Source organism: Micromonospora sp. NPDC004551 (genome assembly GCF_040609975.1).
Taxonomy (GTDB): domain Bacteria; phylum Actinomycetota; class Actinomycetes; order Mycobacteriales; family Micromonosporaceae; genus Micromonospora.
In genome coordinates, this window is sequence record NZ_JBEXLM010000011.1 from 193,449 (window position 1) to 220,296 (window position 26,848).

29 protein-coding genes are annotated in these 26,848 nt (G+C 74.1%); 9 read left to right on the top strand and 20 right to left on the bottom strand.

Annotated elements, in window-relative coordinates; translation table 11 throughout:
• Window positions 1–79 precede the first annotated feature (79 nt).
• Window positions 80–277 carry a hypothetical protein gene (locus ABZW14_RS16025; protein WP_355346194.1) on the bottom strand — a complete coding sequence of 66 codons (198 nt, stop codon included), beginning with the start codon at window positions 275–277 and terminating at the stop codon, window positions 80–82.
• A 171-nt stretch (window positions 278–448) separates the two neighbouring features.
• Here ABZW14_RS16025 and ABZW14_RS16030 point away from each other — a divergent pair, with 171 nt between their 5' ends.
• Both ABZW14_RS16030 and ABZW14_RS16035 read left to right on the top strand, forming a co-directional pair.
• Window positions 449–1,990: a gluconokinase gene (locus ABZW14_RS16030; RefSeq protein ID WP_355346196.1), complete on the top strand. Its 1,542-nt coding sequence runs from the start codon at window positions 449–451 to the stop codon at window positions 1,988–1,990.
• 46 nt (window positions 1,991–2,036) lie between these two features.
• Window positions 2,037–3,554, top strand: a complete 1,518-nt coding sequence (locus tag ABZW14_RS16035) for an SLC13 family permease (RefSeq protein ID WP_355346199.1) — start codon at window positions 2,037–2,039, stop codon at window positions 3,552–3,554.
• Window positions 3,555–3,602: 48 nt separating this feature from the next.
• On the opposite strand, the gene ABZW14_RS16040 is transcribed toward ABZW14_RS16035, so the two are convergent.
• From ABZW14_RS16040 to ABZW14_RS16060, 5 genes are all read right to left on the bottom strand, one after another.
• A complete protein-coding gene (locus ABZW14_RS16040; protein ID WP_355346202.1) occupies window positions 3,603–3,887 on the bottom strand; it encodes an antibiotic biosynthesis monooxygenase family protein in 285 nt (94 codons plus the stop codon).
• 50 nt (window positions 3,888–3,937) lie between these two features.
• Window positions 3,938–4,696, bottom strand: a complete 759-nt coding sequence (locus tag ABZW14_RS16045; protein WP_355346205.1) for a MerR family transcriptional regulator — start codon at window positions 4,694–4,696, stop codon at window positions 3,938–3,940.
• A gap of 151 nt (window positions 4,697–4,847) precedes the next feature.
• Window positions 4,848–5,480 (bottom strand): hypothetical protein, encoded by a 633-nt coding sequence (locus ABZW14_RS16050; protein ID WP_355346208.1) that lies wholly within the window; start codon window positions 5,478–5,480, stop codon window positions 4,848–4,850.
• A gap of 128 nt (window positions 5,481–5,608) precedes the next feature.
• A complete protein-coding gene (locus ABZW14_RS16055) occupies window positions 5,609–7,888 on the bottom strand; it encodes an EAL domain-containing protein (protein WP_355346211.1) in 2,280 nt (759 codons plus the stop codon).
• A gap of 137 nt (window positions 7,889–8,025) precedes the next feature.
• Window positions 8,026–8,544, bottom strand: a complete 519-nt coding sequence (locus tag ABZW14_RS16060; protein ID WP_355346214.1) for an ArsR family transcriptional regulator — start codon at window positions 8,542–8,544, stop codon at window positions 8,026–8,028.
• Window positions 8,545–8,600: 56 nt separating this feature from the next.
• Between ABZW14_RS16060 and ABZW14_RS16065 the strand changes: the two genes are divergently transcribed.
• A complete protein-coding gene (locus ABZW14_RS16065) occupies window positions 8,601–9,545 on the top strand; it encodes a S41 family peptidase (RefSeq protein WP_355346217.1) in 945 nt (314 codons plus the stop codon).
• A 4-nt stretch (window positions 9,546–9,549) separates the two neighbouring features.
• Here the strand turns inward: ABZW14_RS16065 and ABZW14_RS16070 are convergent, their stop codons facing one another.
• From ABZW14_RS16070 to ABZW14_RS16080, 3 genes are all read right to left on the bottom strand, one after another.
• The gene (locus tag ABZW14_RS16070) at window positions 9,550–11,049 is read right to left on the bottom strand and encodes a hypothetical protein (RefSeq protein ID WP_355346220.1); all 1,500 of its coding nucleotides are present in this window, start codon (window positions 11,047–11,049) and stop codon (window positions 9,550–9,552) included.
• A 67-nt stretch (window positions 11,050–11,116) separates the two neighbouring features.
• Window positions 11,117–12,196, bottom strand: coding sequence for a hypothetical protein (locus ABZW14_RS16075; RefSeq protein WP_355346223.1), 1,080 nt, complete (start codon window positions 12,194–12,196; stop codon window positions 11,117–11,119).
• 219 nt (window positions 12,197–12,415) lie between these two features.
• Entirely contained in the window at window positions 12,416–12,649 is a 234-nt protein-coding gene (locus tag ABZW14_RS16080; RefSeq protein ID WP_355346226.1) for a zinc-ribbon domain-containing protein, read from the bottom strand.
• Between the two features lie 121 nt (window positions 12,650–12,770).
• On the opposite strand from ABZW14_RS16080, the gene ABZW14_RS16085 reads away from it, so the two are divergent.
• Window positions 12,771–13,100, top strand: coding sequence for a YciI family protein (locus ABZW14_RS16085; RefSeq protein ID WP_355346229.1), 330 nt, complete (start codon window positions 12,771–12,773; stop codon window positions 13,098–13,100).
• A 5-nt stretch (window positions 13,101–13,105) separates the two neighbouring features.
• Entirely contained in the window at window positions 13,106–14,308 is a 1,203-nt protein-coding gene (locus ABZW14_RS16090) for a sigma-70 family RNA polymerase sigma factor (RefSeq protein WP_355346232.1), read from the top strand.
• Window positions 14,309–14,324: 16 nt separating this feature from the next.
• Here the strand turns inward: ABZW14_RS16090 and ABZW14_RS16095 are convergent, their stop codons facing one another.
• The 8 genes from ABZW14_RS16095 to ABZW14_RS16130 all read right to left on the bottom strand — a co-directional run bounded on the left by ABZW14_RS16095 (window position 14,325) and on the right by ABZW14_RS16130 (window position 21,637).
• Complete coding sequence (locus tag ABZW14_RS16095) at window positions 14,325–15,305, bottom strand: trypsin-like peptidase domain-containing protein (RefSeq protein ID WP_355346235.1); 981 nt, start codon at window positions 15,303–15,305, stop codon at window positions 14,325–14,327.
• The gene (locus ABZW14_RS16100; RefSeq protein ID WP_355346238.1) at window positions 15,302–15,718 is read right to left on the bottom strand and encodes a hypothetical protein; all 417 of its coding nucleotides are present in this window, start codon (window positions 15,716–15,718) and stop codon (window positions 15,302–15,304) included. Before ABZW14_RS16100 ends, ABZW14_RS16095 begins: the two co-directional genes overlap by 4 nt.
• Window positions 15,719–15,844: 126 nt before the next feature.
• Window positions 15,845–16,696, bottom strand: coding sequence for an SRPBCC family protein (locus ABZW14_RS16105; RefSeq protein WP_355346241.1), 852 nt, complete (start codon window positions 16,694–16,696; stop codon window positions 15,845–15,847).
• Entirely contained in the window at window positions 16,689–17,249 is a 561-nt protein-coding gene (locus tag ABZW14_RS16110; RefSeq protein WP_151465244.1) for a helix-turn-helix domain-containing protein, read from the bottom strand. The genes ABZW14_RS16105 and ABZW14_RS16110 overlap by 8 nt, the downstream gene beginning before the upstream one ends.
• An 84-nt stretch (window positions 17,250–17,333) precedes the next feature.
• Window positions 17,334–18,272 carry a hypothetical protein gene (locus ABZW14_RS16115; protein ID WP_355346244.1) on the bottom strand — a complete coding sequence of 313 codons (939 nt, stop codon included), beginning with the start codon at window positions 18,270–18,272 and terminating at the stop codon, window positions 17,334–17,336.
• Window positions 18,269–18,790: a SigE family RNA polymerase sigma factor gene (locus ABZW14_RS16120; protein ID WP_355346247.1), complete on the bottom strand. Its 522-nt coding sequence runs from the start codon at window positions 18,788–18,790 to the stop codon at window positions 18,269–18,271. Before ABZW14_RS16120 ends, ABZW14_RS16115 begins: the two co-directional genes overlap by 4 nt.
• Window positions 18,791–18,911: 121 nt before the next feature.
• Window positions 18,912–20,255, bottom strand: coding sequence for a class I SAM-dependent methyltransferase (locus tag ABZW14_RS16125; protein WP_355346250.1), 1,344 nt, complete (start codon window positions 20,253–20,255; stop codon window positions 18,912–18,914).
• Window positions 20,252–21,637, bottom strand: a complete 1,386-nt coding sequence (locus ABZW14_RS16130; protein ID WP_355346253.1) for an FAD-binding oxidoreductase — start codon at window positions 21,635–21,637, stop codon at window positions 20,252–20,254. Before ABZW14_RS16130 ends, ABZW14_RS16125 begins: the two co-directional genes overlap by 4 nt.
• Before the next feature lie 93 nt (window positions 21,638–21,730).
• Between ABZW14_RS16130 and ABZW14_RS16135 the strand changes: the two genes are divergently transcribed.
• The 3 genes from ABZW14_RS16135 to ABZW14_RS16145 are packed head-to-tail and all read left to right on the top strand — an operon-like array spanning window position 21,731 to window position 23,304.
• Window positions 21,731–22,201 (top strand): YbaK/EbsC family protein, encoded by a 471-nt coding sequence (locus tag ABZW14_RS16135; protein WP_355346256.1) that lies wholly within the window; start codon window positions 21,731–21,733, stop codon window positions 22,199–22,201.
• A gap of 40 nt (window positions 22,202–22,241) precedes the next feature.
• The gene (locus ABZW14_RS16140) at window positions 22,242–22,526 is read left to right on the top strand and encodes a DUF427 domain-containing protein (RefSeq protein WP_355346259.1); all 285 of its coding nucleotides are present in this window, start codon (window positions 22,242–22,244) and stop codon (window positions 22,524–22,526) included.
• 58 nt (window positions 22,527–22,584) lie between these two features.
• Window positions 22,585–23,304 (top strand): RICIN domain-containing protein, encoded by a 720-nt coding sequence (locus tag ABZW14_RS16145; protein ID WP_355346262.1) that lies wholly within the window; start codon window positions 22,585–22,587, stop codon window positions 23,302–23,304.
• A gap of 4 nt (window positions 23,305–23,308) precedes the next feature.
• On the opposite strand, the gene ABZW14_RS16150 is transcribed toward ABZW14_RS16145, so the two are convergent.
• Window positions 23,309–24,604: an MFS transporter gene (locus tag ABZW14_RS16150; RefSeq protein WP_355346265.1), complete on the bottom strand. Its 1,296-nt coding sequence runs from the start codon at window positions 24,602–24,604 to the stop codon at window positions 23,309–23,311.
• A 52-nt stretch (window positions 24,605–24,656) separates the two neighbouring features.
• On the opposite strand from ABZW14_RS16150, the gene ABZW14_RS16155 reads away from it, so the two are divergent.
• Window positions 24,657–25,658: a helix-turn-helix domain-containing protein gene (locus tag ABZW14_RS16155; protein ID WP_355346268.1), complete on the top strand. Its 1,002-nt coding sequence runs from the start codon at window positions 24,657–24,659 to the stop codon at window positions 25,656–25,658.
• A 9-nt stretch (window positions 25,659–25,667) separates the two neighbouring features.
• Here the strand turns inward: ABZW14_RS16155 and ABZW14_RS16160 are convergent, their stop codons facing one another.
• Together ABZW14_RS16160 and ABZW14_RS16165 are read right to left on the bottom strand one after the other, a co-directional pair.
• The gene (locus ABZW14_RS16160) at window positions 25,668–26,144 is read right to left on the bottom strand and encodes a hypothetical protein (protein ID WP_355346289.1); all 477 of its coding nucleotides are present in this window, start codon (window positions 26,142–26,144) and stop codon (window positions 25,668–25,670) included.
• 203 nt (window positions 26,145–26,347) lie between these two features.
• Window positions 26,348–26,848: hypothetical protein (locus tag ABZW14_RS16165; protein WP_355346271.1), on the bottom strand; the 501-nt coding region annotated here is incomplete at its 5' end.

Here is a 26,848-nt window from a genome sequence, read left to right on the forward strand (position 1 = left end):
AAGACACGCGTAAGTCGCTGATTTGACCGAATGGGTGATTGCGGGACACGTTAGGCGGAATCCACTGCGTTGGGTGCGCTTACTCCGGTGGCGGGGCTCCGGTCGTCATGGCGCGGGCCGTGATCTCGTCGAACCAGTCGCGCAGGTCCAGCGGCGTGGCCACCGGCAGCCCGGTCGCCGTGGCCTGCTCCGGGTGCAGCCGGTCGACCGGCTCGCCGTAGCCGGTGAGCACCGGCTGGTTCTCGTCGATGTGGTTGCGCCAGTCGGAGTGGTACACCGCCCAGCGCGCCTCGGGGCTGGCGTGCAGCAGGCACTCGCCGTCAGGCCGACATAGATGATCACCGGTCTCCAGCCTCCCACTTTCGCCGTGCGGCACCCTGGGCGGCTCGGTAACGTCAGCCGCAGGGCGGGACGCGCCGCGGCCCCCGGGACGCGAGGAGGTGCACCGGTGGGCGACCCGGCCGTCGTGGTGGGGGTGGACATCGGCACCACCAGCACCAAGGCGGTCGCATACGACACCGGTGGCCGGCAGCTCGCCACCCACTCGATCGGCTACCCCCTGGAAGAACCCCACCCCGGATACGCCGAGCAGGACCCGGCACTGATCTTCGACGCCGTGGTCGGGTCGATCCGGGCGGTGGCCCAGGAGCTGGGCCGGCCTGTCGCCGGCCTGTCGTTCAGCACCGCGATGCACAGCCTGATCGGGCTGGACGCCGACGGCACCCCGCTCACCCCCTCGGTCACCTGGGCCGACTCCCGGGCCAGCGCGCAGGCCGAACGGCTGCGCGCCGTGCCCTCCGGACTGGCCATCCACCGCCGCACCGGCACCCCGGTGCACCCGATGGCGCCGCTGCCCAAGCTGGTCTGGTTCGCCGAGCAGCAACCGAAGCTGCACGAGCGGGTCGCGCACTGGGTGAGCATCAAGGACTACGTGCTGCTGCGGCTGGCCGACGCGCTGGTCACCGACCACTCGGTCGCCTCCGCCACCGGCCTCATGGACATCTACCGGCTAGCGTGGGACGCCGAGGCGCTGCGCATCGCCGGGATCACCGAGGAGCAGCTTCCGCAGCTCGTCCCCACCACCCACGTGCTGCCCGGGCTGACCGCCGAAGCCGCCCGGGCCACCGGCCTGCCCGCGAGCACCCCGATCGTGGTGGGCGCGGGCGACGGGCCGCTGGCGAACCTGGGGCTCGGTGCCGTGCATCCCGGCGAGGTGGCCTGCTCGATCGGCACCAGCGGGGCGATGCGGGTGATGGTGGAGCGCCCCGGCGTCGACCCGCTCGGCGGCGTCTTCTGCTATGCCCTCACCGAGCAGCGGTGGGTGGTCGGCGGGGCGATCAACAACGGCGGGATCGTCCTCCAGTGGGCCAACGAGGCGCTCGCCCCCGAGCTGGGCGAGCACGCCGAGGAGGAGCTTCTCGACCTGGCCGCCCGGGCGCCGGTCGGCTCCGGCGGGCTGATCATGTTGCCGTACCTGCTCAGCGAGCGGGCGCCGCACTGGAGCGCGCTGCCCCGCGGCGCGTACGTGGGGCTGACCCACGGGCACGGGCGGCCACACCTGGTCCGGGCCGCGCTGGAGGGGGTCTGCCAGCAACTCGCCCTGGTCCTCGCCTCGGTCCGGGCGGCCGGCAACGAGGTACGCGAGGTCCGCGCCAGCGGCGGCTTCGCCCGCAGCCCGCTGTGGCGGCAGATCCTCGCCGACGCGCTCGGCATGCCGGTGCGCTTCCCGGCCGGGCACGAGGGCTCCAGCTTCGGGGCGGCCCTGCTCGGCATGCAGGCGCTCGGCCTGATCGAGTCGATCGAGGTCGCCGCTGACCTGGTTCGCATCGAGGAGACGGTCCGCCCGGATCCCGCCTCCGCCGCCACGTACGCAGCACTGCTGCCGCTGTTCTCCGAGCTGTACGACGCGCTCGTACCGACGTTCGCGTCGCTGCGGCGGCTGGCCCCAAGCCTGCCGCCGGAGCCACCACCCACCGCTCCTCCCCAGTGATCGCCCGTCCCGGAGGCACGGACGACTACCGAAGGTCGTGATTGCCGTGGTCACACTGCTCGCCGCACCGGCGGAACCCCTCACCAACGCCGGCAACACCCAGCTCGTCATCGCCGCCCTGCTCGGCATCGCCGCGGTCGTGGTACTCATCGCCTGGGGCAAGGTGCACCCGTTCCTGTCGCTGATCCTCGGCGCGGCCGTGCTCGGCGTGGTCGCCGGCGTCAGCGCCGACAAGATCGTCACCTCGTTCAGCGGCGGGGTCGGCTCCACCGTCGGCGGCGTGGGCCTGCTCATCGCCCTCGGCGCGATGATCGGCGGCCTGCTCGCCGAGTCTGGCGGCGCCGACAGCATCGTGGAACGGGTGGTCGGCCGGGTCTCCGGCGGCGCGCTGCCCTGGGCCATGGCCGGCGTGGCCGCGCTGATCGGCCTCCCGCTCTTCTTCGAGGTCGGCGTGGTGCTGCTGGTGCCGATCGTGCTGCTGGTCTCCCGCCGGGTCGACGTGCCGCTCATGAAGATCGGCATCCCGGCGCTGGCGGGCCTGTCGGTGCTGCACGGTCTCGTGCCCCCGCACCCCGGCCCGCTGGTCGCCATCGACGCCCTCGGCGCCAACCTCGGCCAGACCCTGGCGCTGGGCCTGCTCGTGGCGATCCCCACGGTGATCATCGCGGGCCCGGTCTTCGGCAACTTCATCGCCCGGTACGTGCCGGCCACCGCGCCGGAGGCGCTGCTGCCCACCCGGCGGCCGCTCGCCGTCGGCGGAGACCGGCGGCCGACCCGCCCCGGCGAGGGCCGCCTCGACGCCGATGGCGACCTGGTCACCGAGGACGACCTGATCAACCCGGGCGCCGGCCGCCCCGGCGCCCCGATCGACGAGCCGGTCGGCCCGCGCGCCCGCCGCGAGCCGGCGCTCTGGGCCGCCGTGGTCACCGTGCTGCTCCCGGTGGTGCTCATGCTGCTGCGCGCCATCGGCGAGCTGACCCTGGCCGAGGACACCGGCGGCCGCAAGGCGCTCGACATCATCGGCACCCCGATCGTCGCGCTGCTGGCCGGCGTCATCTTCGCGATGATCTTCCTGGGCTACCGGACAGGGTTCAGCCGCAACCAGGTCTCCGGCTTCCTGGGCGGCTCACTGCCGGCGATCGCCGGCATTCTGCTGATCGTCGCCGCGGGCGGCGGCTTCAAGCAGGTGCTGGTCGACGCGGGCGTCGGCAACCTGGTCGCCGACGCTGCCAAGGGCGCGAACCTGTCGCCGCTGCTGCTGGGCTGGCTCGTCGCGGTCGGCATCCGGGTGGCTACCGGCTCGGCCACCGTCGCCACCATCACCGCGGCCGGCATCGTCTCGCCGCTCGCGGCCACCCTCCAGGGCCCCGAGGTGGCGCTGCTGGCCCTGGCCGTCGGCTGCGGGTCGCTGTTCTTCTCGCACGTCAACGACGCCGGCTTCTGGCTCGTGAAGGAGTACTTCGGGTTGACCGTCGGGCAGACCATCAAGAGCTGGTCGGTGATGGAGACGATCATCTCGGTGGTCGGCTTCGCCGGCGTCCTCCTGCTCGACCTGATCTTGTAGCAGGAACCTGTCGCGCGGGCGCCCGGCCAGGCGGTCGGGCGCCCACGGTCACGGCGCCTCGACGCCGGAGATGCGGAACCGGTGCACCTCGGCGCCAAGGATCATCGCCGCCTGCTCCCCGTCCGGGCCGGAGCCGCGGAAGTCGAGCAGCTGCTCGTCGGATTCCCACCGCTCGTAGACGTTGATCCGGCCCGGCTCGACCAGGTCCGCGCTGACCGCGAAGTCCACGCAACCCGGCGCCGAGCGGGCCGCCCGCACGACCTCCGTGCAGGAGGACAGGTAGGCGTCCCGCTGGGCCGGGTCGACGTAGAGGGTGCCGGCGACGATGATCACGTGACCTCCCGAGGGTGAGCCGTCCGGCCCATCCTGGCACCCGGGACCGGTCAGGCCCGGCTGATCGCGTTGGCGTGGATCGCCTCGTTCAGGTACGCGGCCAGCCCCGGCCGGATCTTCTCGTAGTACGCGGTGAACCGCGGGTCCGCCAGGTACATGTCCGCGAGCCCGGTGTGGATCTCGTACGAGCAGTCGTAGAACCACCGGCTGATGAGCTGCCGGTGCTCCTCGGCCAGCGCCATCGCCTCCGGCGAGTCGGCCGGCGCGCCCGACGCCATCAGCGCGGTGATCCGCCGCCCCCACTCCTCGTTCTCGGCCTTGTTGCGGAGCCAATCGTCCTTGGAGTAGCGGGCGGCCCGCTCGGTCGACTGTCGGTACGGCTCGGTGCTGCCCCAGCGCCGCTCGGCCTCCTCGGCGTGCTCGTCCGGGTCGAAGTCCCCGAACACCTCGAACCGCTCCTCCGGGGTGAGCTGAATGTCCAACTTTCTCGCCTCCATCGCGAGTTCGATCGCCGCGACCATGTCCTTCAGCTTCCCGATCCGTCCGCTCAGCAGCTCATGCTGCCGGCGCAGGTGCGGCAGCGGGTCGCCGCCCGGGTCGTCGAGGATCTCGGCGATCTCCTCCAACGGGAACCCCAGCTCCCGGTAGGCCCGGATCAGCTGCAACCGTTCCAGGTCCGCGTCGTCGTAGCGGCGGTAGCCCGCCGCCGTGCGGCCGCTCGGCGAGAGCAGCCCGATCTCGTCGTAGTGGTGCAGCGTGCGGACCGTCACCCGGGCCGCCCGCGCCACCTGACCCACCGTGTACGCCATGGTTCCTCCCTTCCGCCACCAAGGCTGCCGCCTCCCGTTGCGTGAGGGTCAAGCCCGATTCTGCGGCCCGTGGGCTCCGGCTGGCGGGAAACGGCGACCGCCCCCGGCCTCCGCCGGGGATGCGGGGGGCCGGGGGCGATCGGGGACCGGATCAGGTGGTGACCCGCTCCCTCTCCGGGGCGGCGAACGCCGCGCTGGCCGGGGTGCGGAAGGCGTGCACCAGGCCGGCGACCGAGAGCAGCAGGAGCAGCGCCGCGCCGAGGTACATGGCCAGGGCGCCCTGCTCGGCCTTGCGGCCGAACTCGCTGAACCCGTACGAGGTGAGCAGCATGCCGCGCAGCGTCTCGCCCTTGAACACGGTCTCCCGCTGGGCGGTGACGTCGGCGAGCTGCTTCTGAAGGTCGGCCAGGTTGGCGGCCTTGGCCTGCTCGGCCTGGGCCACCTGCTCGCGCAGCGCGGTCTGCGGGGCGCCCAGGTCGGCGTAGGTCTTGCCGCCGCCGATCGACTTCAGGTGCAGGCCGATGTACTCGTTGGCGTAGCACTCGGCCTGCTTGCCGCTGTTGAGCTGCTTGCCGGCGTACTCGCGCAGACAGTCCGACTTCTTCTCCTCGTCGCTGAGCTTGTCGGCCGGGGTGAAGCTGATGTGCTGGGCGGCGAGCTGGTCGTGCACGTAGTGGTTGGCGAAGTTGGCGTTCGTCGTCAGGACGACGCCGACGACGAGCAGCAGGACCGCGAGGCCCAGCCCACCGATGCTGAACAACAGGTCGAGCGTCCGTCGCTTCATGGTTATCTCCTGTGTGGATGGTGTCGTTCGTTGTTTGCGACACCATCGTGGCGGTGGACGGGGCACCGCGAGCAGGGCCGAACCCCCTGTCCTGTCCGGGACCTTCGACCCTGAGCCGGCCGGGCCGGTCAGCGGGCCGCGTCGACCGGGGCGAACGTGTCGAGCAGCCCGGACAGGGTGACCGGGCGGCCGTAGCGCCAGCCCTGGCCGTGCAGGCAGCCGATCGCGGTCACCGCGGCGTGCTGCCCGCCGGTCTCCACGCCCTCGGCCACCACGGCCAGGTCGAAGGCGCCGGCCAGCCGGTTGACCATCTCCACCGTGGCGTACGCCCGCGCGTCGTCGGCGTCGAGGCGGGCCACGAAGGACCGGTCGATCTTCAGTTCGGTGGCCGGGATGCGGTGCAGGTAGCTCAGCGAGGAGTAGCCGGTGCCGAAGTCGTCGATGGCGATGCCGACGCCGAGGTCGCGGAGCTGGGTCAGCCGGTCGAGCACGGCCTCGCTGCCCTCGATGAGCGCCGACTCGGTGAGTTCCAGGGTGAGCGCGCGGGGCGGCAGGCCGACGGCGCCCAGCGCCTCGGTGACCGTGGCGATGAGGTCGGGCCGGCGCAGGTGGGCGGCGGCGATGTTGACCGCCACGGTGACCCCGGGCGCCCGGTCACGCCAGGTGGCCGCCGCCCGGCACGCCTCGTGGATGACCCACCGGTCGATGGCCAGGATCAGCCCGGTCTCCTCGGCCAGCGGCAGGAACCGCGCCGGGGGGAGCACCCCGAGCCGGGGGTGCCGCCAGCGCACCAGCGCCTCGGCGCTGCGTACCGCGCCGTTGGACAGGTCGACGATGGGCTGGAACTCCATGAGCAGCTGGCCCTCGTCGACCGCGCGGCGCAGGTCGGCGATCAGCTCGGCCCGGGTCACGGCCGACTCCCGCAGCTGCGGCGTGCAGGTCTGGTACGCGGACTTGCCGGCCGCCTTGGCCGCGTACATGGCGATGTCGGCGTCGCGGAGCAGGTCGGTGTGGGAGGCGTGCTGCGGGCCGTACTCGGCGATGCCGATGCTGGCCGAGGGGTGCACGCCCAGGTCCTCCTCGCCGGGCAGTGGTTCGAGGGCGGCGAGCAGCCGGCCGGCGAGCCGTTCGGGCGGCACGGGCCGGTCGCCGGCGACCAGCACGGCGAACTCGTCGCCGCCGAGCCGCGCGATCATGCCGTCGGGGCCGGTCGCGTCGCGCATCCGCTCCGCGATGGTGCTCAGCAGCCGGTCACCGGCGGCGTGGCCGAAGCGGTCGTTGACCTGTTTGAACCCGTCCAGGTCGAGCAGCAGCACGGCGACCGGGCCGTCGTCGCGCAGCGCCCGGCGCAGCCGCCGGGTGAAGGTCAGCCGGTTGGGCAGGCCGGTGAGCTGGTCGGAGTAGGCGAGCCTGCGCAGCCGGGCGACCAACCGCAGGTTCTCGTTGGCGGCCAGTCCCTGGCGCAGCGCGAGCACACCGAGCAGCGTCATCATGCCGAGGAAGATGAGGTGCGGGGTCTGCCCGGTGGGCCGGCGGGCGAGCACCACGGCGACGATCGCGCCGCCGACCGGCAGGTAGGGCAGGGCGACCCGCCACCACGGCGGCAGCGGCGACTCGCCGGTCTCCTCCTCTTCCTCGCAGGTGAGCGGCGGCGGGTAGCGGGTGGCGAGGCCCATCAGCAGGTAGCTCAGCGGCCAGCAGACGTCGATGGGATGGCCGGGGGCGTAGGTGCCGTGCGCGACGAGCGAGACGTAGACGGCGTCGGCGGCGGCCCGGGTGGCGAGGCCGGCCCCGATGACGGTCAGCGCCCGCCACATCGGACGGGCCGGCCCGGCGACCGCCACCAGGATGGTGAGCTGCATCAGGTCGAGCATCGGGTAGAGCAGCCCGAAGGTGCGCAGCGGATCGGCCAGGTCGGCGGCGGCGAGGTCGCGGAACACCACCACCCAGCCGATCGGGATGAGGGCCAGCCCGACGATCACTCCGTCGAGCAGGGTGCGGGCCTGCCCGACCAGGCTGCGGGGGGCGGTCAGGGAGCAGAGCAGCGCGGCGGTGCCGGTGACGATGCCGGCGGTGAACAGCACGCCGACCAGCGCGGTGTTCGGCAGTTCGCGTCCGCCCAGGCGCTCGACCGTCCACACCGTCCGGCCGAGGGCCGCGAGGGCCATGGTGGCCGCGAGCAGGGCCCAGAACCGGCGCAGCGGGGCCGGGTGCCGGCGGGCCACGCGGGTGCAGGCCACCGCCGCCCAGCTCGCCAGCGCGACCGCGCCGAGGTCACTGACGAGGGCTGCGCCCGGCAGGCCGGCCACCAGCCACACCGCTTCGGCGAGTACGACGAGGACGGCCGCGACGAGCCCGACACGGCCGGAGAGCGGGCGACGGGCCGGCGCCACGGCGGCGAGGCTCACGTCGTGCTGCGGTACAACGGATTCGCTCCGGCTCTGTCTCAGACGTGCACCCTCGACGATGAGGACCGGTTGCGGACGGCGAACGGCGCAAGCCTAGCCAGGCCCCGGTGCCGCCGCCAGGGCCGTTCGGCGCAGGGTCACCGCCCCGACGGGTCGGGGCGGGCGGGGTCGCCGCGGCGGTAGAGGGAGACCAGGACGCCGTACCGGGGCTGGTCCGGTGCGGCCTCCTCGGCCTCGCCGACCAGCGCGTCGAGGGTGGCCCGGAGCCGCTGCGCCTGGGCGGGGGTGAGCCGCAGGTGGCGCAGGTGCAGCAGCGGGTCGGGGTCGCCGGCCAGTTCCTCGGCGACCGCGCCGAACATCGCGCTGGTGGCGCCGGCGTCGACGGTCTCGCCGGTCAGGCGGCGGAAGGCCCGTTCGTGGTACTGCTCGGTGCCGCCGCGGACCTGGCGGGTGTGCGCGGTGCGGACCATGCCGGCCTCGGTGAGGACCTTGAGGTGGTGGGCGACGGTGCCCTTGGCCGCGCCGAGCCCGGTGGCGAGCTGGCTGATGGTGGCCGGCCCGGATCCGAGTGCGAAGAGCAGCCGGTGCCGGAACGGGTGGGCCAGCGCCTTGAACTGGGCCGGGGTGCGGACCTCCAGCTCGGTCTCGGGGTTCACCCCGAAAGCGTCCAATTCTCTTGACGCTTTGTCAACCGGGCTGCTCTACTCAGGACATGCGTCAGGACGAGATCACCGACATCGTCGAGCGGGCCACGAAGCTGGTCGCCGAGCAGTACGTCTTTCCCGAGGTGGCCGGCCAGGTCGCCGCCCACCTCGGCGACCGGCTCCGCGCCGGGGCCTACGCCGACGCGACCGACGCGGCGGCGTTGGGCGCGCGGGTCACCACCGACCTCCAGTCCGTCAACGGCGACCTGCACCTGCGGCTCAAGCACCACGAGACGCCGCTCGCCGACATCGACGGCGACCCGGCCGAGGAGCAGTTCGTCCAGCTCGCCGCGTCCACCATGGGCGGCGTGGCCCGGGTGGAACGGCTGCCCGGCAACGTGGGGCTGCTGGCGATCGCGCCCTACCTCTTCCCCCCGCAGCTCGCCGGCGACCTCGTGGTCGCCGCGCTGCGGCTGCTCGCCGGCACCGACGCGCTCCTGCTCGACCTGCGCGACAATCGGGGCGGCAGCCCGGACATGGTGGCCCTGGTCTGCGGCTGGTTCTTCGCCGAGCCGGCCCACCTGCACACCATGCACGACCGGGCCGGCGCCACCCACCAGTACTGGAGCGCCGCCTGGCTGCCGGTGCCCCGTTACGCCCCGGAAAAGCCGGTGCTCGTGCTGACCGGCCCGGAGACGTTCTCCGGCGGCGAGGAGCTGGCGTACGACCTCCAGCAGCTCGGCCGGGCCACCGTGGTCGGCGAGCGCAGCCGGGGCGGGGCGCACCCGCGCGTCGGGCACAAGCTGCACCCGCACCTGGAGCTGACCGTGCCGGTGGCCCGGCCGGTGAACGCGGCGAGCGGCACCAACTGGGAGGGGTGCGGGGTCGTCCCCGACGTCGAGACGCCGGCCGGGGCGGCGCGCGAGGTCGCGTACCGGAAGGCGTTGGAGGCGCTGCTGGCGGCGGACCCTCAGCGGCCGGCGGCGGCCGAGGCTCTGGCCGCCCTCGGCTGAGGCCTCAGGACCACTCCTCCGCGGAGGCGTCCGGGGCGGGTGCCACGGCCGGGGGCCCGCCATGGGTCCACGGCGTCTCCTCGGGCGCGGGGAAGGCGCCGGCCGGCAGGAAGCCGTCCGACAGCGTGGTGAGGCACAGCCGCTCCCCCACCTCCGGCACGCTGCCCGGGGCGGCGGTCAGCCCGCGCCCCATCCCGCCGGACAGCTCCAGCACCACCTCGGTCTTGCCGTCCGCGGCCGGGGTCACGAAGACCACCCTGGCCTTCTGGCCCGGGCGGGCCGGTGAGTAGAGCGTCGCGCCGACCGGCACGAGCACCGGCTCGGTGGTGACCACCTGGATGCGCGGGCGCAGCACCGGCCGCTTGCCGGTGTCGTCCACCCGCTTCGGGTCGGCCAGGGTCACGTCGCCCATGAACGCCTCCCCGGTCAGCCAGTGCTCGGCCATCACCAGCGGGTCGTCGTAGGCGCGCTGGACCGCGTAGGAGGCGAGCGCCCGCTCCAGCCGGTGCAGCCGCGCCGCCGCCGCGACCGCACCGTCCCGGCGCGGCTGCGGGCCGCCACCGGCGTCGACGTGCTCGGCGTGCGCCGTGAAGGCGTCCTTGTCGCCGTCCCAGCGGCCGGCCACCCGCGCGCCGGGCGGCAGCGCGCGGAGCAACCCGACGCCGCGCCACATCAGCTCCCAGGTGGGGGTCAGCTGGTCGCGCAGCAGCCCTTCCAGCTCCGCGTACGCGGCCGCGCGGGCCTCCGGATCGTCCGCCGCCCGGGTGTACGCCTCGATGGCCGGCGCGAGCCGGTGGTTGTCGAAGTCCGGGTCGGTGGCCGGGCCGGCCGGCGGGCAGCGGGCCGGATCCTCGGCGCGGGCGGCCGCCTCGGCCCCGGTCAGCCCCGGCGGCGGGTCGAGCCAGCCCAGCAGCGCCGGCAGGTGCAGGTCCTCCACGGCGCTCTGCCCGGTCGCCCAGTGCAGGGTCAGCGCCTCGGTCAGCGCGACCAGCGCCGCCGAGCCGGGGTGCTCGGCGCGCTCCGCGAAGAAGGTCAGCCAGCGGCCGAGCAGCGGCACCGACGGGTGCACCGGGTGCTCGCCGTCCGGCCGGCGGAACCGGGTCGAGCGGCCGAACAGCCGCAGGAAGGTGATCCCAGCCGGGTTCGGCACCAGCACCTGCGGGGCGTCGACGTAGCGCTGCCGGACGTCCCGGCCCCGGTCGACCGGCACCGCCTCGGTGCGGTCCCGGAACTCGTCCAGGTAGGGCAGCACGATCCCGGCCAGCTCGGCCGCGAACGCGAAGCGCTGGTCCCGGTTGCGGGGCTGCGGCACGACCAGCAGCCGGGCCTCGTCGGGCGCGGCGCCGACCAGAGCCGCGAGCGGCGCGTTGGCCTCGCCGGCCAGGGCGAGCGGCACCAGCACCAGCGGGCGGTCGGACAGGTGCAGGTGCCGGACGGTGGCCACCGGCTGGGCCACCCCGGCGGCGACCGCCTGCGCCTGGGCGAGGGCGCGCAGGGTGCTCACCGGGTCCTCCGGGCGGGGTGTCGGGGCGTACTCATGCGGGGTGCCCGGCGAGGCTGTCGGGGCGTACTCATGCGGGATGCCCGGCGAGGGCGTCGGCGCGCAGGCGCGCGGCGGCGCGCAGCAGGGCGGCGGCCTCCGCCTGCTCCGGCTCCGGGGCGCGAACGCCTTCGGCGAGCGCCAGCACCTCGGCCACCTCCGCGACACCGCCCAGCGCCTCGCGGACCGGCCGGCCCAGCGCGCCGGTGTGGCCGCGCGCCTCGTGGCGGCAGAAGTAGGCCAGCTCGCAGGCGGCCAGGCAGTCCGGCGCGTAGTTGGCCGGGACCTCGGTGAGCGCGCCGGCCAGCGCGGCCGGGGCGGCGCTCAGGTCGGCGGTGAACCCGGCCGGCACGGCGGCCAGCAGGTCGTCGATCCGCGCCATCCGATCGAGCTGGCGGCGCAGCACCAGCAGCTGCTTGCGCACGTCGAGCAGGCTGGCCACCGGCCGGTTGGCGAAGTCGCGCGGGCAGACCAGCACCACCTCGTGCGAGACGAGGTCCGGGTCCCACCCCTCGGCGGCGAGCAGTTCGCGCAGCGCCAGCACGTAGACGGCGGACTGGATCGCGGCAGCCGCGACCTTGGCCGGGTCGGCCTGGCCGTCGATGACCGGGAAGGACTTGATCTCCACGACGTGGAAGCGGCCGGCGAGCCGGGCGGCCACCAGATCCGGCTCCAGATTCACCCGGCGGCCGGCGACGTCCAGCCCGAGCAGGGGGTGGTCGAACAGCGCCGGCCCGTCCTCGGGCGCCGTGAGCGCGGCGCGGGACCGCTCCGGCCGGTCCTCGTCGCCGCCCAGATCGGTCCAGGTGGCGCGGTCCGGAACCGGCACGCCCAGCCGCTCCGCGACCAGGCGCAGCAGCTCCGCCCCGCCGTCGGCCTTCACCTGCGCCTCGAACGCGTTGCCCCGCGTGATGGCGAAGCGGGACTGACCGAACCGGGCCGGAAAGCCGACCCGCTCGGCCAGCTTCGGCTTGTCGACCCCGGCGCCGTCCAGCACGGCACGGCGGGTGCAGCCGGGGTTGCCGGTCAGCGCGGCGATGGTGCGGGCGTTGTGCCGCCGGGGCGGCACGCCACCCCGGATCTCGGCCAGGCGCTGCGCGGTGTCGGTCATGATCCGCCAGGATAGGCGCTGCCCGCCGCTGCGCCACCTCTCAGCGGCCGGCGGACCGGTTCCAGGGTGAGCGGGGGGACTGGGCGCCCGCCGTCGGACGGGTACGGCGGTGGTGCCGGCGGCCGGGCGTGCACGGCGGGCGGGAGACGGTGTGCACCGGCGCGGCCGGCGGGGTGACCGGCTGGCGGCCGATCAGCCAGCAGAGGAAGCGGGCCACGGTCAGCCGACCGGGAGGCGCTCGGCCTCGGCCCGGGAGACCTCGTACTGCGCGCCGCAGAAGGTGCACTGCTGCGCGTAGCGGGTGCGCACCGGGATCAGCGGGATGAAGAAGAGGGTGAACTTCGTGGCCCGCCGGGTGATGACCTGGGCGGCCTGGTTGCCGCAGTTGCGGCAGACCTGGGTGACCACGCCGGACCGGTCGACCTTGGTCCGGAGCCCGAAGATGAAGAACATCGCCCGGCATTACCCCGGCGGGCCCCGGAAATCACCACCGATATTTTCTTGGCACGGCTGTCCGGATGCGCGGCGCCCGTTCGTCAGGGTGGATGGAAGCACGACCGACAGGAGTGAAGCGATGAAGTACATGATGCTCGTCTGCACCGACACCCAGCCCGACCGCAACCCGGACGCCGCGCCCGACATCGAGAAGTGGGTGGCCGAGCGGGACGCCAACGGCCAGCGGCTGACCGGCAGCCGGTTCGCGGCCCCGTCGGCCGCCACCACGGTCCGGGTCCGCGACGGCGAACTGCTGCTCAGCGACGGCCCGTTCGCCGAGACCAAGGAGGTCATCGTGGGCTTCGACCTGCTGGAGTGCGCCGACCTGGACGAGGCCGTCGAGGTGGCCCGCGCGCACCCGATGGCGTACGCCGGGCGCATCGAGCTGCGCCCCCTGGTGGAGGACTGATCCGGATGACCGACGCGGCCGGGGCGGTCGCCGACGCGGGCGCCGAGGCGTACCCGCGGATCGTGGCCGCCCTGATCCGCGTCACCGGCGACTGGACCCTCGCCGAGGACTGCGCCCAGGAGGCCCTCGCGGCGGCGCTGGAGCGCTGGCCCCGCCAGGGCGTGCCGGACAACCCGGGCGGGTGGCTCATGACCGCCGCCCGCAACCGTGCCGTGGACGTGCTGCGCCGGGCCAGCGTGGAACGCCGCAAGCTGCGCGACCTGGCACTGCTGACCGATCCCGCGCCCGCACGACCGGAGGGAGACGTGGTGGACGACCGGCTCCGGCTCATCTTCACCTGCTGCCACCCGGCCCTGGCGCTGGAGGCCCGGGTGGCGTTGACCCTGCGCACGGTGGCCGGGGTGCCGACCGCCGACATCGCCCGCGCCTTCCTGGTCACCGAGTCGACCATGACCCGGCGGCTCACCCGGGCCAAGGCCCGGATCGCCGCGGCCGGCGTCCCGTACCGGGTGCCGACCGGGCCCGCGCTGGTCGAGCGCCTGCCGGGCGTGCTGGCCGTGCTCTACCTGCTCTTCACGCGGGGGTACGACGCCGACGGCGAGCCCGCGTTCGCCGCCGAGGCGATCCGGCTGGCCCGGCTGCTGCACACGCTCATGCCGGACCAGCCCGAGGCGGCCGGGCTGCTCGCCCTGTTCCTGCTGCACCACTCCCGCCGGGCGGCCCGCCGCGACCCGTCCGGCGACCTGCTCACCCTCGACCAGCAGGACCGCAGCCGGTGGGACCGGGCCGCCGTCGCCGAGGGCGTCGCGCTGCTGGACCGGGCCGGCGACGGCCCGTACGCCCTCCAAGCCCGCATCGCCGCCGCGCACGCCACCGCACCGACCGCCGCCGACACCGACTGGCCGGTCATCGCCGGCTGCTACGACGCGCTGGTCGCGCGCCAGCCGACCCCGGTGGTACGGCTGAACCGGGCGGTGGCCCACGGCTACGCGTACGGCCCCGCCTCCGGCCTGGCCCTGCTCGCCGAGGCCCGGGCCGGCGGGGCACTCGACGGCTACCCGCCCGCGGTGGCCGCCGAGGCCGAGCTGACCGCCCGCCACGGCGACCCGGTACGCGCCGCCGCGCTGTTCCGGGCCGCCGCCGAGGCGGTCCGCTCCGACCCCGAGCGGCGGGCCCTGCTCCGCCGCGCCGCCGAGCTGACGCCCTGAGGTAGCAGCCCCCTCCTCACTGCTGGGTGAGGCGGTCGACCACGGCGCGGACGGTGTCGACCGGGATGGCGAAGCCGAGCCCGATGCTGCCCTCGTCCTGCCCGGTGGTGGCGATGGCGACGTTGATGCCGACCACCCGGCCGGCGGTGTCGACCAGCGCGCCGCCGGAGTTGCCGTGGTTGATCGCCGCGTCGGTCTGGATGAGGCCGCTCATGTCGTCGACCGAGCGGTCCAGGGCCGAGACGATGCCCGAGGTCACCGTGCCCTCCAGCCCGAGCGGGCTGCCGAAGGCCACCACCTGGTCGCCCACCCGCAGGGTCGCGTCGGAGCCGAGCGTCGCCGGGGTGAGCCCGGTGAGACCGCCGGCCCGCAGCAGCGCGATGTCCGCGCCGGTGTCCCTGCCGACGAGGGTGGCCGGGGCGGTCCGCCCGTCGGGCAGTTCCACGGCGAGGCTGCCGCCGGAGGAGATCACGTGCGCGTTGGTCAGAATCAGCCCGTCGGTGTCGAGGACGACGCCCGAGCCGAGGCTGGTGCCGCCGGTGCCGGTGGCGGTGACCGTGACGATGCTCGGCCACACCCCGGCGACCACCGCCGAGAGGCTGTCGATCGTGCTGGTCGAGGCGGGCACGACCCGCACCGCCGTGGCGACGGTCCCGTCGTCGAGCAGCCGCTCGGTGACCAGCGCGCCGGAGGCGCCGCCGCCCAGCATGAGCGCCAGTACGGCGCCCGCCGCGACGGCCCGGCGGCGCCACGGCCGGGTCCGGGTCGCGGTCGCCGGCGTCTCCGGCGGCGGGATCGGCGCCCCGGCGGTCCGGGACGGCTCCATGGGCGGCCACGCCACCCCGCCCGGCGCACCGGGTGCCGGCCGCAGGGCCGGGGCCGGCTGGTCGACCGGGCCGGGCCCGGTTGCCGGGTGCCCGACGGTGGCCGGGTGCTCGACCGGGGCCGGCGGCGCGGCGGGCGTGGCAGCGGTGGGGCGGGCGATCATGTCGGTCATCGGGCCACCGCCGCCCGGTGGGCACCGGCCGGGACCGGGTCGCGGTCGACCCCGGGTGACGGCGCTCGGCTCAGCCGCCGGTGACAGGCGACGAGATGACCGGCCAGGACGGCGGTGGAGCCGTCGCGGACGCAGACGTCGGCGCCCGCGAGCAGCACGTCGGCGATGGTGGCGGTGTCGGCGCCGCCGTCGACGAGCACGGCCAGGGCGCATCCGGCCGGCAGTTCCCGGTGGGTACGCGCGACGGTCGCCACCACCGGGTGGACCAGCAGCACCAGCTCGCCGGGCTGCACGTGGTCGAGGCTCGCGGCGTGGCGCACCCGCCAGGCGGTGGACAGCCGGCGGGCGAGCCCGGCGATCGGGCCGGGGTCGCCGAGTACGGTGACGGTCGGGGCGGTCAGGTCGGTGCGCATGGATCCTCCTCGCTTCGGTGCTGGCTCCACCGTCGCGCGGGGATCTGGGGCTGGCTTGTGCCCTTCCTGTGGAGTTCCGGTGTGCCCGGGTCCCGCCGTCGGGGGCGGGACCCGGGCGCCGGCGGCTCAGGCGTTGCTGGGCATCTCCTCGGCCAGCCAGATCGGCTGCCAGTCGGCCATCTCGTGGAAGCGGCGCAGCTCGGCGAGCCCGGCCACGCTCCCGGTCCAGGCCGCGTAGGGCGGGTTGCCCTGGTCGAAGCCGGACTGCACGAAGGTCAGCTTCGTCCGGCCGCCGGACTCGGCCAGCTCCCAGGTGCTGACCCCGGTCGGTCCCCAGTCGACGGAGATCGCCTTGCCCGGGGTCAGGTCGACCACCTTGGCCGCGTAGCCGGCGTCGAAGCCGCCCATGGCGTAGCGGCCGCCGACCCAGGGCTCGATGCCGATGGGGAAGCCGAACCAGGCGCTGGCCTGCTCCGAGTCGGTCAGCGAGGTCCACACCTTGTCCATCGGCGCGTCGATCAGCACCTCGCCGCGCAGGTCGGCGGAGGTGAAGTCGGTGCGCGGCAGCAGCGGGCGCCCCTCCAGGTGGGCGTTGAGGTTGGCGATCGAGAGCGCCCAGAAGGTCTGCAGGACCCCGCGGATGCTGCTGCCGCTCATCGCCTCCTCGAAGCTGAAGTGGCTCTGCCGCAGAGTCAGCAGGGTGTCCTTGTCCTCCGGCGTCAGCTCGAACTCGGTGGTGGTCTCCACCCCGTCGAGCGTCCAGGCGAAGCGCAGCGTCCGCTCGTCGGCGTGCAGCAGGCGCTGGTGCGGCTCGGCGCCCTCGGGCGTGTAACGGCCCCAGAACTCGTAGCGCCGGGGCAGCTCGACCTCGGCGTGCTCGGCGAGCCACACGCGCAGCTCGGCCGGGTCGGTCAGCGCGTTGCGCACGGTCTCGACCGGCGCGGCGAGGCGGGCCCGGACGGTCAGCAGGTCACTCATGGTTGTCGCCCTTCGGGTAGCAGGCCACGGCGAGCTTGAAGGCATCCCCCTCAGCGCCGCCGTAGCGCGTGAAAAGGTCCCGCAGCGTCGACTGCAGGTCGTGCAGGAACTCCTGCCGCCGCTCGGCGGGCACCCGGATCTCGCCGGAGACACCGATCGACGGCAACTCGGGGGCGGTGCGGTCCAGCGCGGCCACGTCCGCCTGGACCTCCTCCATGAGATCGAGCAGGTAGCCCAGGCTCAGCTCGTCCTGCGCCCGGCGTGCGCCGCCGATCCGGCCGACCAGCCGGGGCGAGAGCCAGTAGGACCGGGCGACGGCCTGGTAGATGCCCTCGCTGATGCCGCGCACCCGCCGCTCGGCGACCTGCTCGGCCAGCCCGGCCGCGACCAGCTGCTTGACGTGGTAGTAGACGCGCTGCGGCGTCTGCTCGAGCCGGGCCGCGATCTCGGTGCAGGTGCGGGGTTCGGCGAGCTGCCGCAGCACCTCGATGCGCTGCGGCTTGAGCAGGGCTTCGGCCTGCTCGCGCTCTTCCAGGTACAGGACGTCTCTCATGGCAAAATCAGTTTGTACGTACAAAACTTCTTCGTCAATAGGTTTGACGAAAGGCCGCGCGGTCCGCGCGGCCTTTCGTGGCAGCTACTTGCCGAGGACCAGAGCGTTCGCCGGCACCTCGACCTTCACCGGGAGACCGTAGTCCGAGAACTCCACCAGCACATGCAGGTGGTAGGTGAAGTCGCCATTGAGTTGCCACCGCGCCACACGGTCGTAGGCCACCGTCTTGATCCGCTTGTCCGCGCCGATCGTCACGTCGCCGACCAGCTTGTCGTCGGCGACCCCCTGGGCGGTGTCATGCACCGTGACCTCGAAGTGGTAGCCACCGCCGGGGTTGTCGCTGACCGTGGCCCCGGCCTGCCGCAGCACCCGGAACAGCTCCCCCGGATCCGCCGAGGCGCCCAGCTTGCCGCCCATCGCAAGGTCGTAGTCGAGGCTGTCCTGCTTCCCCTTCTCCCGGGTCCAGACGATCTCGCCCTTGCTTCCCACGCTGCCGTTCGGAGCACCGACGTACTTGACGCCATCGACCAGGCGCTCGTGGGGGAAGCTGGTGTACATGGGCGGAACGAGCCCTCCGGTGGTCACCTTCTCCAGGTAGCCGGTGGCCGTCGCCGGATCGAGCGCGCCCTTCGTCACCCAGCTCCTGAGCACCGGCTCGGGCAGTTCACCCGACGGCGGAAGCTTGTCCTTGTTGGTGGTGGTGACCTTCACCCGGTAGCTGATGTTCTCGCTGGCCGCCGCAGCGGCGGCCAGGCGCAGCTGCGGCGACTGCTGGGCCGCCGCGGGTGCCGACCGTCCGGCGACCGGCCCGGACGAGCCGGTGTCGCCGGGGGCACCGACGGTCAGCGCCGCCGTCAGCGCACCGGCCACACCTACCACCCCCGCGGCGTACGCGGTGCGGTGCAGGGCGGTACGCCGCCGGTGACGGCGGGTGGCCGCGCCGAGCACGTCGCGCGTGAGCGTCAGGTCGGTGGCCTGCTCCCGCATCCCGGCGGCGAGCTGGTCCTCGATGTCGATGGTCATCTGCGTGCTCCATTCATCCCGGCGCCTTCGAGCGCCCAGTCCGCGGTGAGTTCACGTAGCCGGGTCAGCCCCCGGGAGGCGGTCGACTTGACCGTGCCGACGGAGCAGCCGAGCACCTCGGCGGCCTCCGCCTCGCTCAACTGCTCCCAGTAGCGCAGCACGAGCACGGCCCGCTGCCGAGGCGGCAGCAGGTTCAGCGCCTGCACGAGCGCCTGCCGCAGGTGCAGCGCCTCGGTGCCGTCCGGCTGGCCCGGTGGTTCCACCTCGGCCAGCACCTCCGGCCGGCGCCGGCGCAGCCGCCAGCGGTCCACCGCCAGGTGGTACAGCGTGCGGCGCAGGTAGCCCTCCCGGTCGCCGTGCACCCGGTGCCAGTTGCGCATCAGCCGTTCCAGCGCCGCCTGCACCAGGTCCTCCCCGGCGACCCGGCTACCGGTCAGCAGCACCGCCGTCGCGAGCAGCGCACCGCCACGCTCCGCGACGAGGGCGTCCAGCCCTTCGAAGCTTCTCTTCCGCCACACCGGCGCTCCTCTCGTCGTCACCAAGGACGACGGGACCCGCCCGAAGGTTGACCGGCCGCACCGCCGATTTCACGACGAAAGGCCGCGCGGTCCGCGCGGCCTCTCGTCGGAACGGGGTACGTCAGGGCGTCCAGTCGGGACGCAGCGGGTAGCCGTTCACCCCGTCCGGGCCGTTGTGGGTGGCGAGCACCTGGTGCAGCTGGATGCCGTTGCGCTCGAAGGCCATCCGGGAGCCGGCCATGTAGAGGCCCCAGACCCGGGCGGTGCCCGCGCCCACCTCGCCCACGCAGAAGTCCCAGTGCTCGACGAGGTTGCGGCACCAGCCGGCCAGCGTCAGCGCGTAGTGCTGGCGCAGGTTCTCCTCGTGGTGCACCTCGAGCCCGGCGTCGTGGATCTCGCTGATCAGGCGGCCCGGGCCGGCCAGCTCGCCGTCGGGGAAGACGTACCGGTCGATGAACGCGCCGGAGCGGTGCGGGGCCCGGTTGTCCGCCCGGGTGATGCAGTGGTTGAGCAGCCGGCCGCCCGGCTTGAGCCGGCTGCGCAGCGCCCCGAAGTAGGCCGGGTAGTTGCGCACCCCGATGTGCTCGGTCAACCCGATCGAGGAGATCGCGTCGAACTGCTCGCGCGGGGCGTCCCGGTAGTCGAGGTGGCGCACCTCGGCCAGGTCACCCAGCCCCTCCCGCTCGATCGCGGCCTGCGCCCACTCGGCCTGCGCCCGCGACAGGGTGACACCGAGCGCCTTGACGCCGTACTCGCGCGCCGCGTGCCGGACCATGCCGCCCCAGCCGCAGCCGACGTCGAGCAGCCGCATCCCCGGCTTCAGCGCCAGCTTGCCGGCGACCAGGTCGTACTTGGCCCGCTGCGCCTCCTCGAGGGTGTCGGTGGGGCTGCGGAAGACCGCGCAGGTGTACGTCATCGACGGGCCGAGCACCTTCTCGTAGAAGGCGTTCGAGACGTCGTAGTGATGGGAGATGGCATTGCTGTCGCGGACCCGGGAGTGGCGCAGCCCGTTCACCACCCGCTTCCAGCGCGGCGCGGCCTCCTGCGGCGGGGGCGGCGGGGGCAGCAGACGCTCCCAGCCGAGGCCCTTGACCAGGGCGAGCGCCTCGCCCACCGGCGGCATCCGCAGCGGCATCTCGTCCTTGAGCACACGCAACGCCTCGTAGGGGTCGCCCGGGTGGACGCCCTCCAGCCCGAGGTCGCCGCTCACGTAGGCCCGGGCCATGCCCAGGTCGCCCGGTGCGGTGAGCAGGTAGGACAGCCCGCGCTCGGTGCGGATCGCAAGGGTGATCCCGGCGTCGGCCGGGCCGACCGCGCTGCCGTCGTATCCGGTGATGCGCACGGGCAGGTCGCCCGTGGTGACCGCGCGGACCACATCCGCCACGGTCGGTCCGCCACGCCGGCCCCCCGCCGGCGGGCCGGCCGGGGCACTCGCCGCCCCGGGAGTTCGGTCGGTCAGACTCATGCTCTCGCTACCGCCTTCTCGTACAGTCCGGTCAGCCGGTGGTCCGGGTCGTAGCGTTCCTTCACCGCGCGCCAGGTCTCCCCGCCGTAGAGCCGGTCGAACGCCGCCCGGTCGTAGTACGCGTCGGAGTAGAGCGACTTGTGCCCGCCCGCCTCCGACACCGCGCGCTCGATCTCCCGGTTGACGTCACCGTCGGCGGCGCCCTCGGCGATCGGCACGCTCCCCCAGAAACCGATGTTCACATAGGTTTCGCCCGGCTGGAGGGGATACAGCGGCCAGGCCCGGGCGGATCCCGGGCCGGCCGGCTCCCGCAGCCGCAGCGGGCAGAGCCACACCGGCGTCATCTGCACCGTCCGGGCGAACCAGCGCAGGAAGTCGGCGGTGCCGGCGAGCGGGATCTCCACGTCCTGCACGACCCGCTCCCGGGCCGGCCGGCCCCGCCAGCGGTCGATCCGGGCGGCCACCTGGTGCCGGTGTTCCAGCCGCACCAGCCGGTGGTAGAAGTCGCTGCGCCGGTAGCGCTGCGGCCAGAGCCGGCGGACCACCGGGTGCTGCACCCCGAACGCCGCCGAGCACCAGAACCAGTCGGTGTCCCAGCGCCACAGGTAGTCGTAGGTGGTGAGCACGTCGCGGGTGCGCCGGCGCAGCGAGCGGTAGTAGATGTCCTGGCCGGTGTAGTCGCTGGGCCGGCCGTCGGCCTCGTCGGTGAACGTGGCCAGCACCAGGTACGCCTCGCCGGGGCTGAACACCACCCCGTCCATCGCGTCGACCGGCTCACCCTCCCAGGAGCCCTTGGCGACCACCTCGGCGATCGCGTCGGTCAGCTCCTCCAGCCGGCTGAACCGGATGTTGCGCAGCGCCACGTAGCGGCGGACGGGTTGCAGCTCGATGCGCAGCCGGGTGGAGTAGCCGAGGCTGCCCAGCGAGTTGGGGAAGGCCCGGAACAGGTCGGCGTGCTCGCCCACCGGCCGGGCCGTGACCAGCTCACCATCGCCGGTGAGGATGTCCAGCTCGGTCACCGACTCGTGCGGCAGGCCGTTGCGGAACGAGGTGGACTCGATGCCCAGCCCGGTCACCGCCCCGCCCAGGGTGATCGTGCGCAGCTGCGGCACGACCAGCGGCATCAGGTTGTGCGGCAGGGTCGCGTCGACCAGGTCCTCGTAGGTGCACATGCCCTGCACGTCGGCGGTGCGGGCATCCGGGTCGACGGACAGCACCCCGGTGAGCCCACTCACATCCAGGCCCGGGGTGCGCGGCGCGGATCGGGGTCGGAAGAGGTTGGAGGTCTGCTTGGCCAGCCGTACGGGTTCTCCGGCGGGCACCGCGGCGTATGACCGCCGCAGCGCGCCCACCGCCCGCTCATGATCACGGACAGCGTGCATGAGATGACCTTACGCCTGGGTACGACAATTCGTGGGATGTCCACGGTGGCCTTTTCGAGGCCGCCCGGAGATCCGCGGGTTACCGTGGCGGGCATGTCCTCCCCCGCGCTCACCGCCCTGGACGCCGCCGGCCTGCCCTACCGGGTGATCCGGCACGGCCCGGTGGGCAGCCTCGCCGAGGCGGCGGCGGCACGCGGCGTCGCGGTCCCTGACGTGGTCAAGACGATCGTGGTCCGCCGCGGCCAGGACGATCACCTGTTCGTGCTCACCCCCGGCGACCGGGTGGTCTCCTGGCCGAAGCTGCGCCAACTGCTCGGGGTGAGCCGGATGTCCATGCCGGACGCGGCGGCGGCCCGGGCGGCCACCGGCTACGAGCGGGGCACCATCACCCCGTTCGGCGCCAGCACCGCGTGGCCCGTGGTCGCCGACGAACGGCTGCGCGGGCGGGAGATCACCCTCGGCGCGGGCGAGCACGGGGTGGCCGTGGCGGTGGACGCCGACGCCGCCCTCGCCGCGCTCGACGCGACCGTCGCCGACGTCACCGATCCGGAACCGGCACGCTGAGCGGTGGCCGCCGCCCGAACCCCGGCATAGCGTTGGGGGCATGCCGAAAGCCGTCTGGAACGACCTGGTCGTCGCGGAGAGTGACGACACCGTGCTGGTCGAGGGCAACCACTACTTCCCCCGTTCGGCCCTGCGCGACGACCTGATCCGCGACTCCGACACCCACACGGTCTGCCCGTGGAAGGGCACCGCCTCCTACTACACGCTTGAACACGCGGGCGCCACCAGCCCGGACGCCGTCTGGTACTACCCGGAGCCGAAGCCGGAGGCCGAGATGGTGCGCGACCGGGTGGCGTTCTGGAAGGACGTAAAGGTCGTCGACTGAGTCACCCGGCCGCCGGGGCGACTGGCTCTCGAGCGGTCCGGTGGGTCAGGATGCCCCCATGACCGACCCGCGCTCCGATCCGTCCGGCACCGTCTACGGCGGTCGCCGGCCGGCCCGCCGCAGGCTGCCGCAGGACCCGCTGATGCGGATCGCGCTGGGCGTCGCCGTGGTCGGCGTACTCCTGGGGGTGTTCTTCGCCACCGGCGTGCTCGGCGGCGGCGGGGACGAGCCGGTGGTGCCGGCCGCGGCCGTGCCGACCCCGGCGGCGAGCGAGTCGAGCCCGGCCGCGGCCACGACGGCGCCCGCCCCCACCACGGCCGCGCCCTCGCCGAGCGCCGCGCCGACCACACCGGCGGCACCCGTGGCCACCCCGAAGGTGATCCGCGGGGTCCCCTCCAACCTCTGCCTCGGTGTGACCGGCGAGGACCCGGAGGGCGCGAACGCCGCGCTGGCCGACTGCTCCGGCGGGCCGGAGCAGCAGTGGGTCGTCACCCCGGTGGCCGCCGACACCTACTTCCTGGTCAACGCGGCCAGCAGCAAGTGCCTGGACGTCTACGGGCAGGGCACCGACGACGGCACCCAACTGGTGCAGTGGTCCTGCAACGGCCAGGCCAACCAGCAGTGGAAGCTCAACCCGACCGGGTCCGGCCCGGTGCTGCTGGTCGCCGTGCACAGCGGCAAGTGCGCGCAGGTCGACGACGCCGGCACCCAGGCCGGGAGCAAGCTCGAACAGGCCCCCTGCAACGGCGCCCCCGAGCAGCAGTGGGCGCTCAGCTGACCCGTCAGCCCCGGTAGCTCCAGGCCCGGCGGCCGACCGCGACGGGCAGGGCGAACGCGGGCTCGTCCCCCCGGCGGCGCAGCAGCAGGGAGAGCCCAGCCGCGCCGATCGACAGGGCCCCGGCCACGTACCAGGCCGGGGCGTAGTCGCCGAGCCGGTCGCGGACCAGGCCGGCCCCAGTCGCGGCGAGCGCCGCGCCGACCTGGTGGGCAGCGAACACCCAGCCGAAGACCACCGCGCCGGACGCGCCGAACCACTCCCGGCACAGCGCCACGGTGGGCGGCACGGTGGCCACCCAGTCCAGGCCGTAGAAGACGATGAAGACCAGCATGCTCGGCTGCGCGGAGTCGGCGAAGAGGCTCGGCAGCACCAGCAGCGAGGCGCCGCGCAGCGCGTAGTAGGCGCCGAGCAGCAGCCGGCTGTCCACCCGGTCGGTGAGCCAGCCGGAGGCCACCGTGCCGACGATGTCGAAGAGCCCGACCAGGGCGAGCAGGCCGGCCGCGGTGGTCTCCGTCATGCCGTGGTCGTGCGCCGCCGGCACGAAGTGGGTGCCGACCAGGCCGTTGGTGGTCGCCCCACAGATCGCGAAGCCTCCCGCGAGCAGCCAGAACGGCCGGGTTCGCGCGGCGGCGGCCAGCGCGCCGACCGCCCGGGCCGCCGCCCCGCCGGCCGGCGGCGCGGGGGCCACCACCTCGGTTCCGCCGTAGGCGGGCTGCCCGAGATCCGCCGGGTGCTCGCGGAGCAGCCACACCACCAGGGGTACGACCGCCAGCGCGGCCCCGGCCACGACCAGCGCCGCCACCCGCCAGCCGTGGTCGCGCACCAGCACGGCGACCAGCGGGAGGAACACCAGCTGGCCCGCGGCACCACCCGCGGTGAGCACGCCGGTGACCAGACCGCGACGCTTGACGAACCAGCGCCCGGTGACCGTCGCCACGAAGGCCAGCGCCATCGAGCCGGTGCCCAGCCCCACCAGCACGCCCCAGCAGAGGATCAGCTGCCAGCTCGCGGTCATCCCCACGGTCAGCGCGCTGCCCAGGGCCACCAGCAGCAGCGCGCCGGCGACCACCCGTCGGATGCCGAACCGGTCCATCAGCGCGGCGGCGAACGGGGCGGTGAGCCCGTAGAGCATGAGGTTGACCGAGACGGCGGCGGAGATGGTGGCCAGCGGCCAGCCGAACTCGGCGTGCAGCGGGTGCAGCAGCACGCCCGGGGTGGCGCGGAATCCGGCGGCGCCGACCAGGGCGACGAACGAGACGCCGGCCACGAGCCAGGCCGGATGCAGACGGTGTCGGGTCACGTTCCGAGTCTCGGCGGGGCGGCCCCGCGCGACGAGTGGCCGGAAAGCCATCATGCGCAATAATCGGGCCATGACTGTCGTGCCGCACCGGATCGCGGTGCTCGCCCTCGACGACGTGGTCGGCCTCGACCTGGGCACCCCGTCCCAGGTCTTCGGCACCGCCCGCACCGGGGACCTGACGCCGCTCTACCGCGTCGAGGTCTGCACCCCGGGCGGCCGGCCCATCCGCAGCACCGCCGGCTTCCAGGTCGTGCCCGACCACGGACTGGAGCTGCTGGACACCGCCGACACGGTTCTCGTCCCCGGCATCCACGACGGCCCGCCACTGACCGACGGGACACTGGACCCGGAGGTGGCGGCGGCGCTGCGCGCGGCCCACGACCGGGGCGCCCGCATCATGTCGATCTGCACGGGCGCGTTCGTGCTGGCCGCCGCCGGCCTGCTCGACGGCCGGCGGGCGACCACCCACTGGGCGTACGCGGACCGGTTCCGCCGGTTCCACCCCCACGTGGACCTCGACCCGGACGTGCTCTTCCTCGACAACGGCGACGTGCTCACCTCGGCCGGCGTGGCCGCCGGCATCGACCTCTGCCTGCACGTCATCCGCACCGACCACGGCAGTGCCGTGGCCAACCGGGCGGCCCGGCGCTGCGTGGTGCCCCCGTGGCGCGACGGCGGCCAGGCCCAGTACATCGAGCGCCCCGTGCCGCGGACCGCCGAGACCGGCACCGCGGCCACCCGGGAGTGGGCCCGGCAGCGCCTGCACGAACCGGTAGCCCTGCGGGAACTGGCCGCACACGCGCGGATGAGCGTGCGCACCTTCACCCGGCACTTCCGCTCCGAGACCGGGCTGAGCCCGGCGCAGTGGCTGCTCCAGCAGCGCACCGAACACGCCCGGGTGCTGCTGGAGAGCACGGATCTGACGATCGACCAGATCGCCCGGCACGCCGGCTTCGGCACCACCGCCGCCCTGCGCCAGCACTTCCACTCCCGGGTCGGGGTCGCCCCGACGGCCTACCGCCGCACCTTCCGCGGGGTCCCCGCCCCCGCCTAGTCGTCGTTATCAGGCGAGGTGGGGCTGGCGGCGGAGGGCGCGGAGCTGGGCCAGGTGCATGGGAAGGTGGACGCGGGTGTGCAGGTCGAGCGCCCGCCCCCAGGGCAGGGACTCATCCACGTCCAGGTCGAAGCCCTCCCGCAGCACGGTGTCGACCGGGGTCTCGGCGGCCGGGCCGAGCCGGTCGGCGAGGACGCACAGCTTCTGGCTGGTGGCCCGGAGCAGTGCCGCGAGCCCGTCCAGGCCGCCGCACTCGGAGACCAGCGCGTCGAGCTGCGGCCGGTGGATCGTCTCCAGGTCGTAGTAGGCGAACGGCGAGCCGGCCAGCACCGCCTCGGTCGCCTCGCTCATCAGCTCGTCGTTGGCGGCGAGGTGCGCCACGATCTGCTCGGCGCTCAACTCCCCGTCCGGGGGCGGCCCGAACCCGCCCGTGTCCACCTCCGCGAGCACCGACTCGTACGCCCGCCGCAACGCCGCGGCGTCCACCTCGTCCATGCCCGCATCCAACCCCCGCCCGCGACGCCCCCACTGCAGGTACGCCGCCGCGTTCACCCGGATGGGGCTGCCGACGTGTCGCGATCATGGCAAGTTGCCGTTCGCCACCTACGGACAACAACTAGCCAAGATCCGGAAACGCCGCTGGCCGGCACCCCATCGTTCGGGGTGCCGGCCAGCGGTTCGTTCTAGGGTCAGCTGTTCCAGTGCTGGCCGACGATGTCGGCGGCCTGCTGCTCCCACTGGGCGTAGGCGTCCGGGTAGGCCGAGACCTGCACGGTCTGGGCGGCCTCGGTCAGCGGCATGTCCTGCCAGCCGTCGACCTGCTTCAGACCCTTCTCGAACGCCAGGGTGGCGTACTCGGGGTCGGTGATCTGCTCCGGCGTGCCCCAACCACTCGAGGGGCGCTGCTGGAACAGGCCCAGCGAGTCATGATCGTTCTTGTCGCCCAGGTGACCCAGGTTCTCCAGCTTCGACTCCTGCAGCGACGTGGCGATCGAGATCACCGCGGCCCGCTCCGGCAGACCAGCCTTCTTCGTCGCCGCGATGATCGCCTTCGCGTTAGCCAGCTGCTCGCCGTTCAGGTCGATCTTCGACTGCGCGCCCTGCACACCGTGCGGGATCAGCTTGTCACCCTGCACCGCGACCGCGGCCGGCTTGCCCTCGACCGGGCGGGCGTCGGCGTGAGCGGCGAC

What these genes read in the sequence shown, in the direction of transcription:
- ABZW14_RS16045 (WP_355346205.1), bottom strand. Translation starts at nt 4,696, where the DNA reads ATGGCGTACACGGTGGGTCAGGTGGCGCGGGCGGCCCGGGTGACGGTC.
- ABZW14_RS16050 (WP_355346208.1), bottom strand. Translation starts at nt 5,480, where the DNA reads ATGAAGCGACGGACGCTCGACCTGTTGTTCAGCATCGGTGGGCTGGGC.
- ABZW14_RS16065 (WP_355346217.1), top strand. Translation starts at nt 8,601, where the DNA reads ATGCGTCAGGACGAGATCACCGACATCGTCGAGCGGGCCACGAAGCTG.
- ABZW14_RS16075 (WP_355346223.1), bottom strand. Translation starts at nt 12,196, where the DNA reads ATGACCGACACCGCGCAGCGCCTGGCCGAGATCCGGGGTGGCGTGCCG.
- ABZW14_RS16080 (WP_355346226.1), bottom strand. Translation starts at nt 12,649, where the DNA reads ATGTTCTTCATCTTCGGGCTCCGGACCAAGGTCGACCGGTCCGGCGTG.
- ABZW14_RS16085 (WP_355346229.1), top strand. Translation starts at nt 12,771, where the DNA reads ATGAAGTACATGATGCTCGTCTGCACCGACACCCAGCCCGACCGCAAC.
- ABZW14_RS16090 (WP_355346232.1), top strand. Translation starts at nt 13,106, where the DNA reads ATGACCGACGCGGCCGGGGCGGTCGCCGACGCGGGCGCCGAGGCGTAC.
- ABZW14_RS16095 (WP_355346235.1), bottom strand. Translation starts at nt 15,305, where the DNA reads ATGACCGACATGATCGCCCGCCCCACCGCTGCCACGCCCGCCGCGCCG.
- ABZW14_RS16100 (WP_355346238.1), bottom strand. Translation starts at nt 15,718, where the DNA reads ATGCGCACCGACCTGACCGCCCCGACCGTCACCGTACTCGGCGACCCC.
- ABZW14_RS16105 (WP_355346241.1), bottom strand. Translation starts at nt 16,696, where the DNA reads ATGAGTGACCTGCTGACCGTCCGGGCCCGCCTCGCCGCGCCGGTCGAG.
- ABZW14_RS16110 (WP_151465244.1), bottom strand. Translation starts at nt 17,249, where the DNA reads ATGAGAGACGTCCTGTACCTGGAAGAGCGCGAGCAGGCCGAAGCCCTG.
- ABZW14_RS16115 (WP_355346244.1), bottom strand. Translation starts at nt 18,272, where the DNA reads ATGACCATCGACATCGAGGACCAGCTCGCCGCCGGGATGCGGGAGCAG.
- ABZW14_RS16125 (WP_355346250.1), bottom strand. Translation starts at nt 20,255, where the DNA reads ATGAGTCTGACCGACCGAACTCCCGGGGCGGCGAGTGCCCCGGCCGGC.
- ABZW14_RS16130 (WP_355346253.1), bottom strand. Translation starts at nt 21,637, where the DNA reads ATGCACGCTGTCCGTGATCATGAGCGGGCGGTGGGCGCGCTGCGGCGG.
- ABZW14_RS16135 (WP_355346256.1), top strand. Translation starts at nt 21,731, where the DNA reads ATGTCCTCCCCCGCGCTCACCGCCCTGGACGCCGCCGGCCTGCCCTAC.
- ABZW14_RS16140 (WP_355346259.1), top strand. Translation starts at nt 22,242, where the DNA reads ATGCCGAAAGCCGTCTGGAACGACCTGGTCGTCGCGGAGAGTGACGAC.
- ABZW14_RS16145 (WP_355346262.1), top strand. Translation starts at nt 22,585, where the DNA reads ATGACCGACCCGCGCTCCGATCCGTCCGGCACCGTCTACGGCGGTCGC.
- ABZW14_RS16155 (WP_355346268.1), top strand. Translation starts at nt 24,657, where the DNA reads ATGCGCAATAATCGGGCCATGACTGTCGTGCCGCACCGGATCGCGGTG.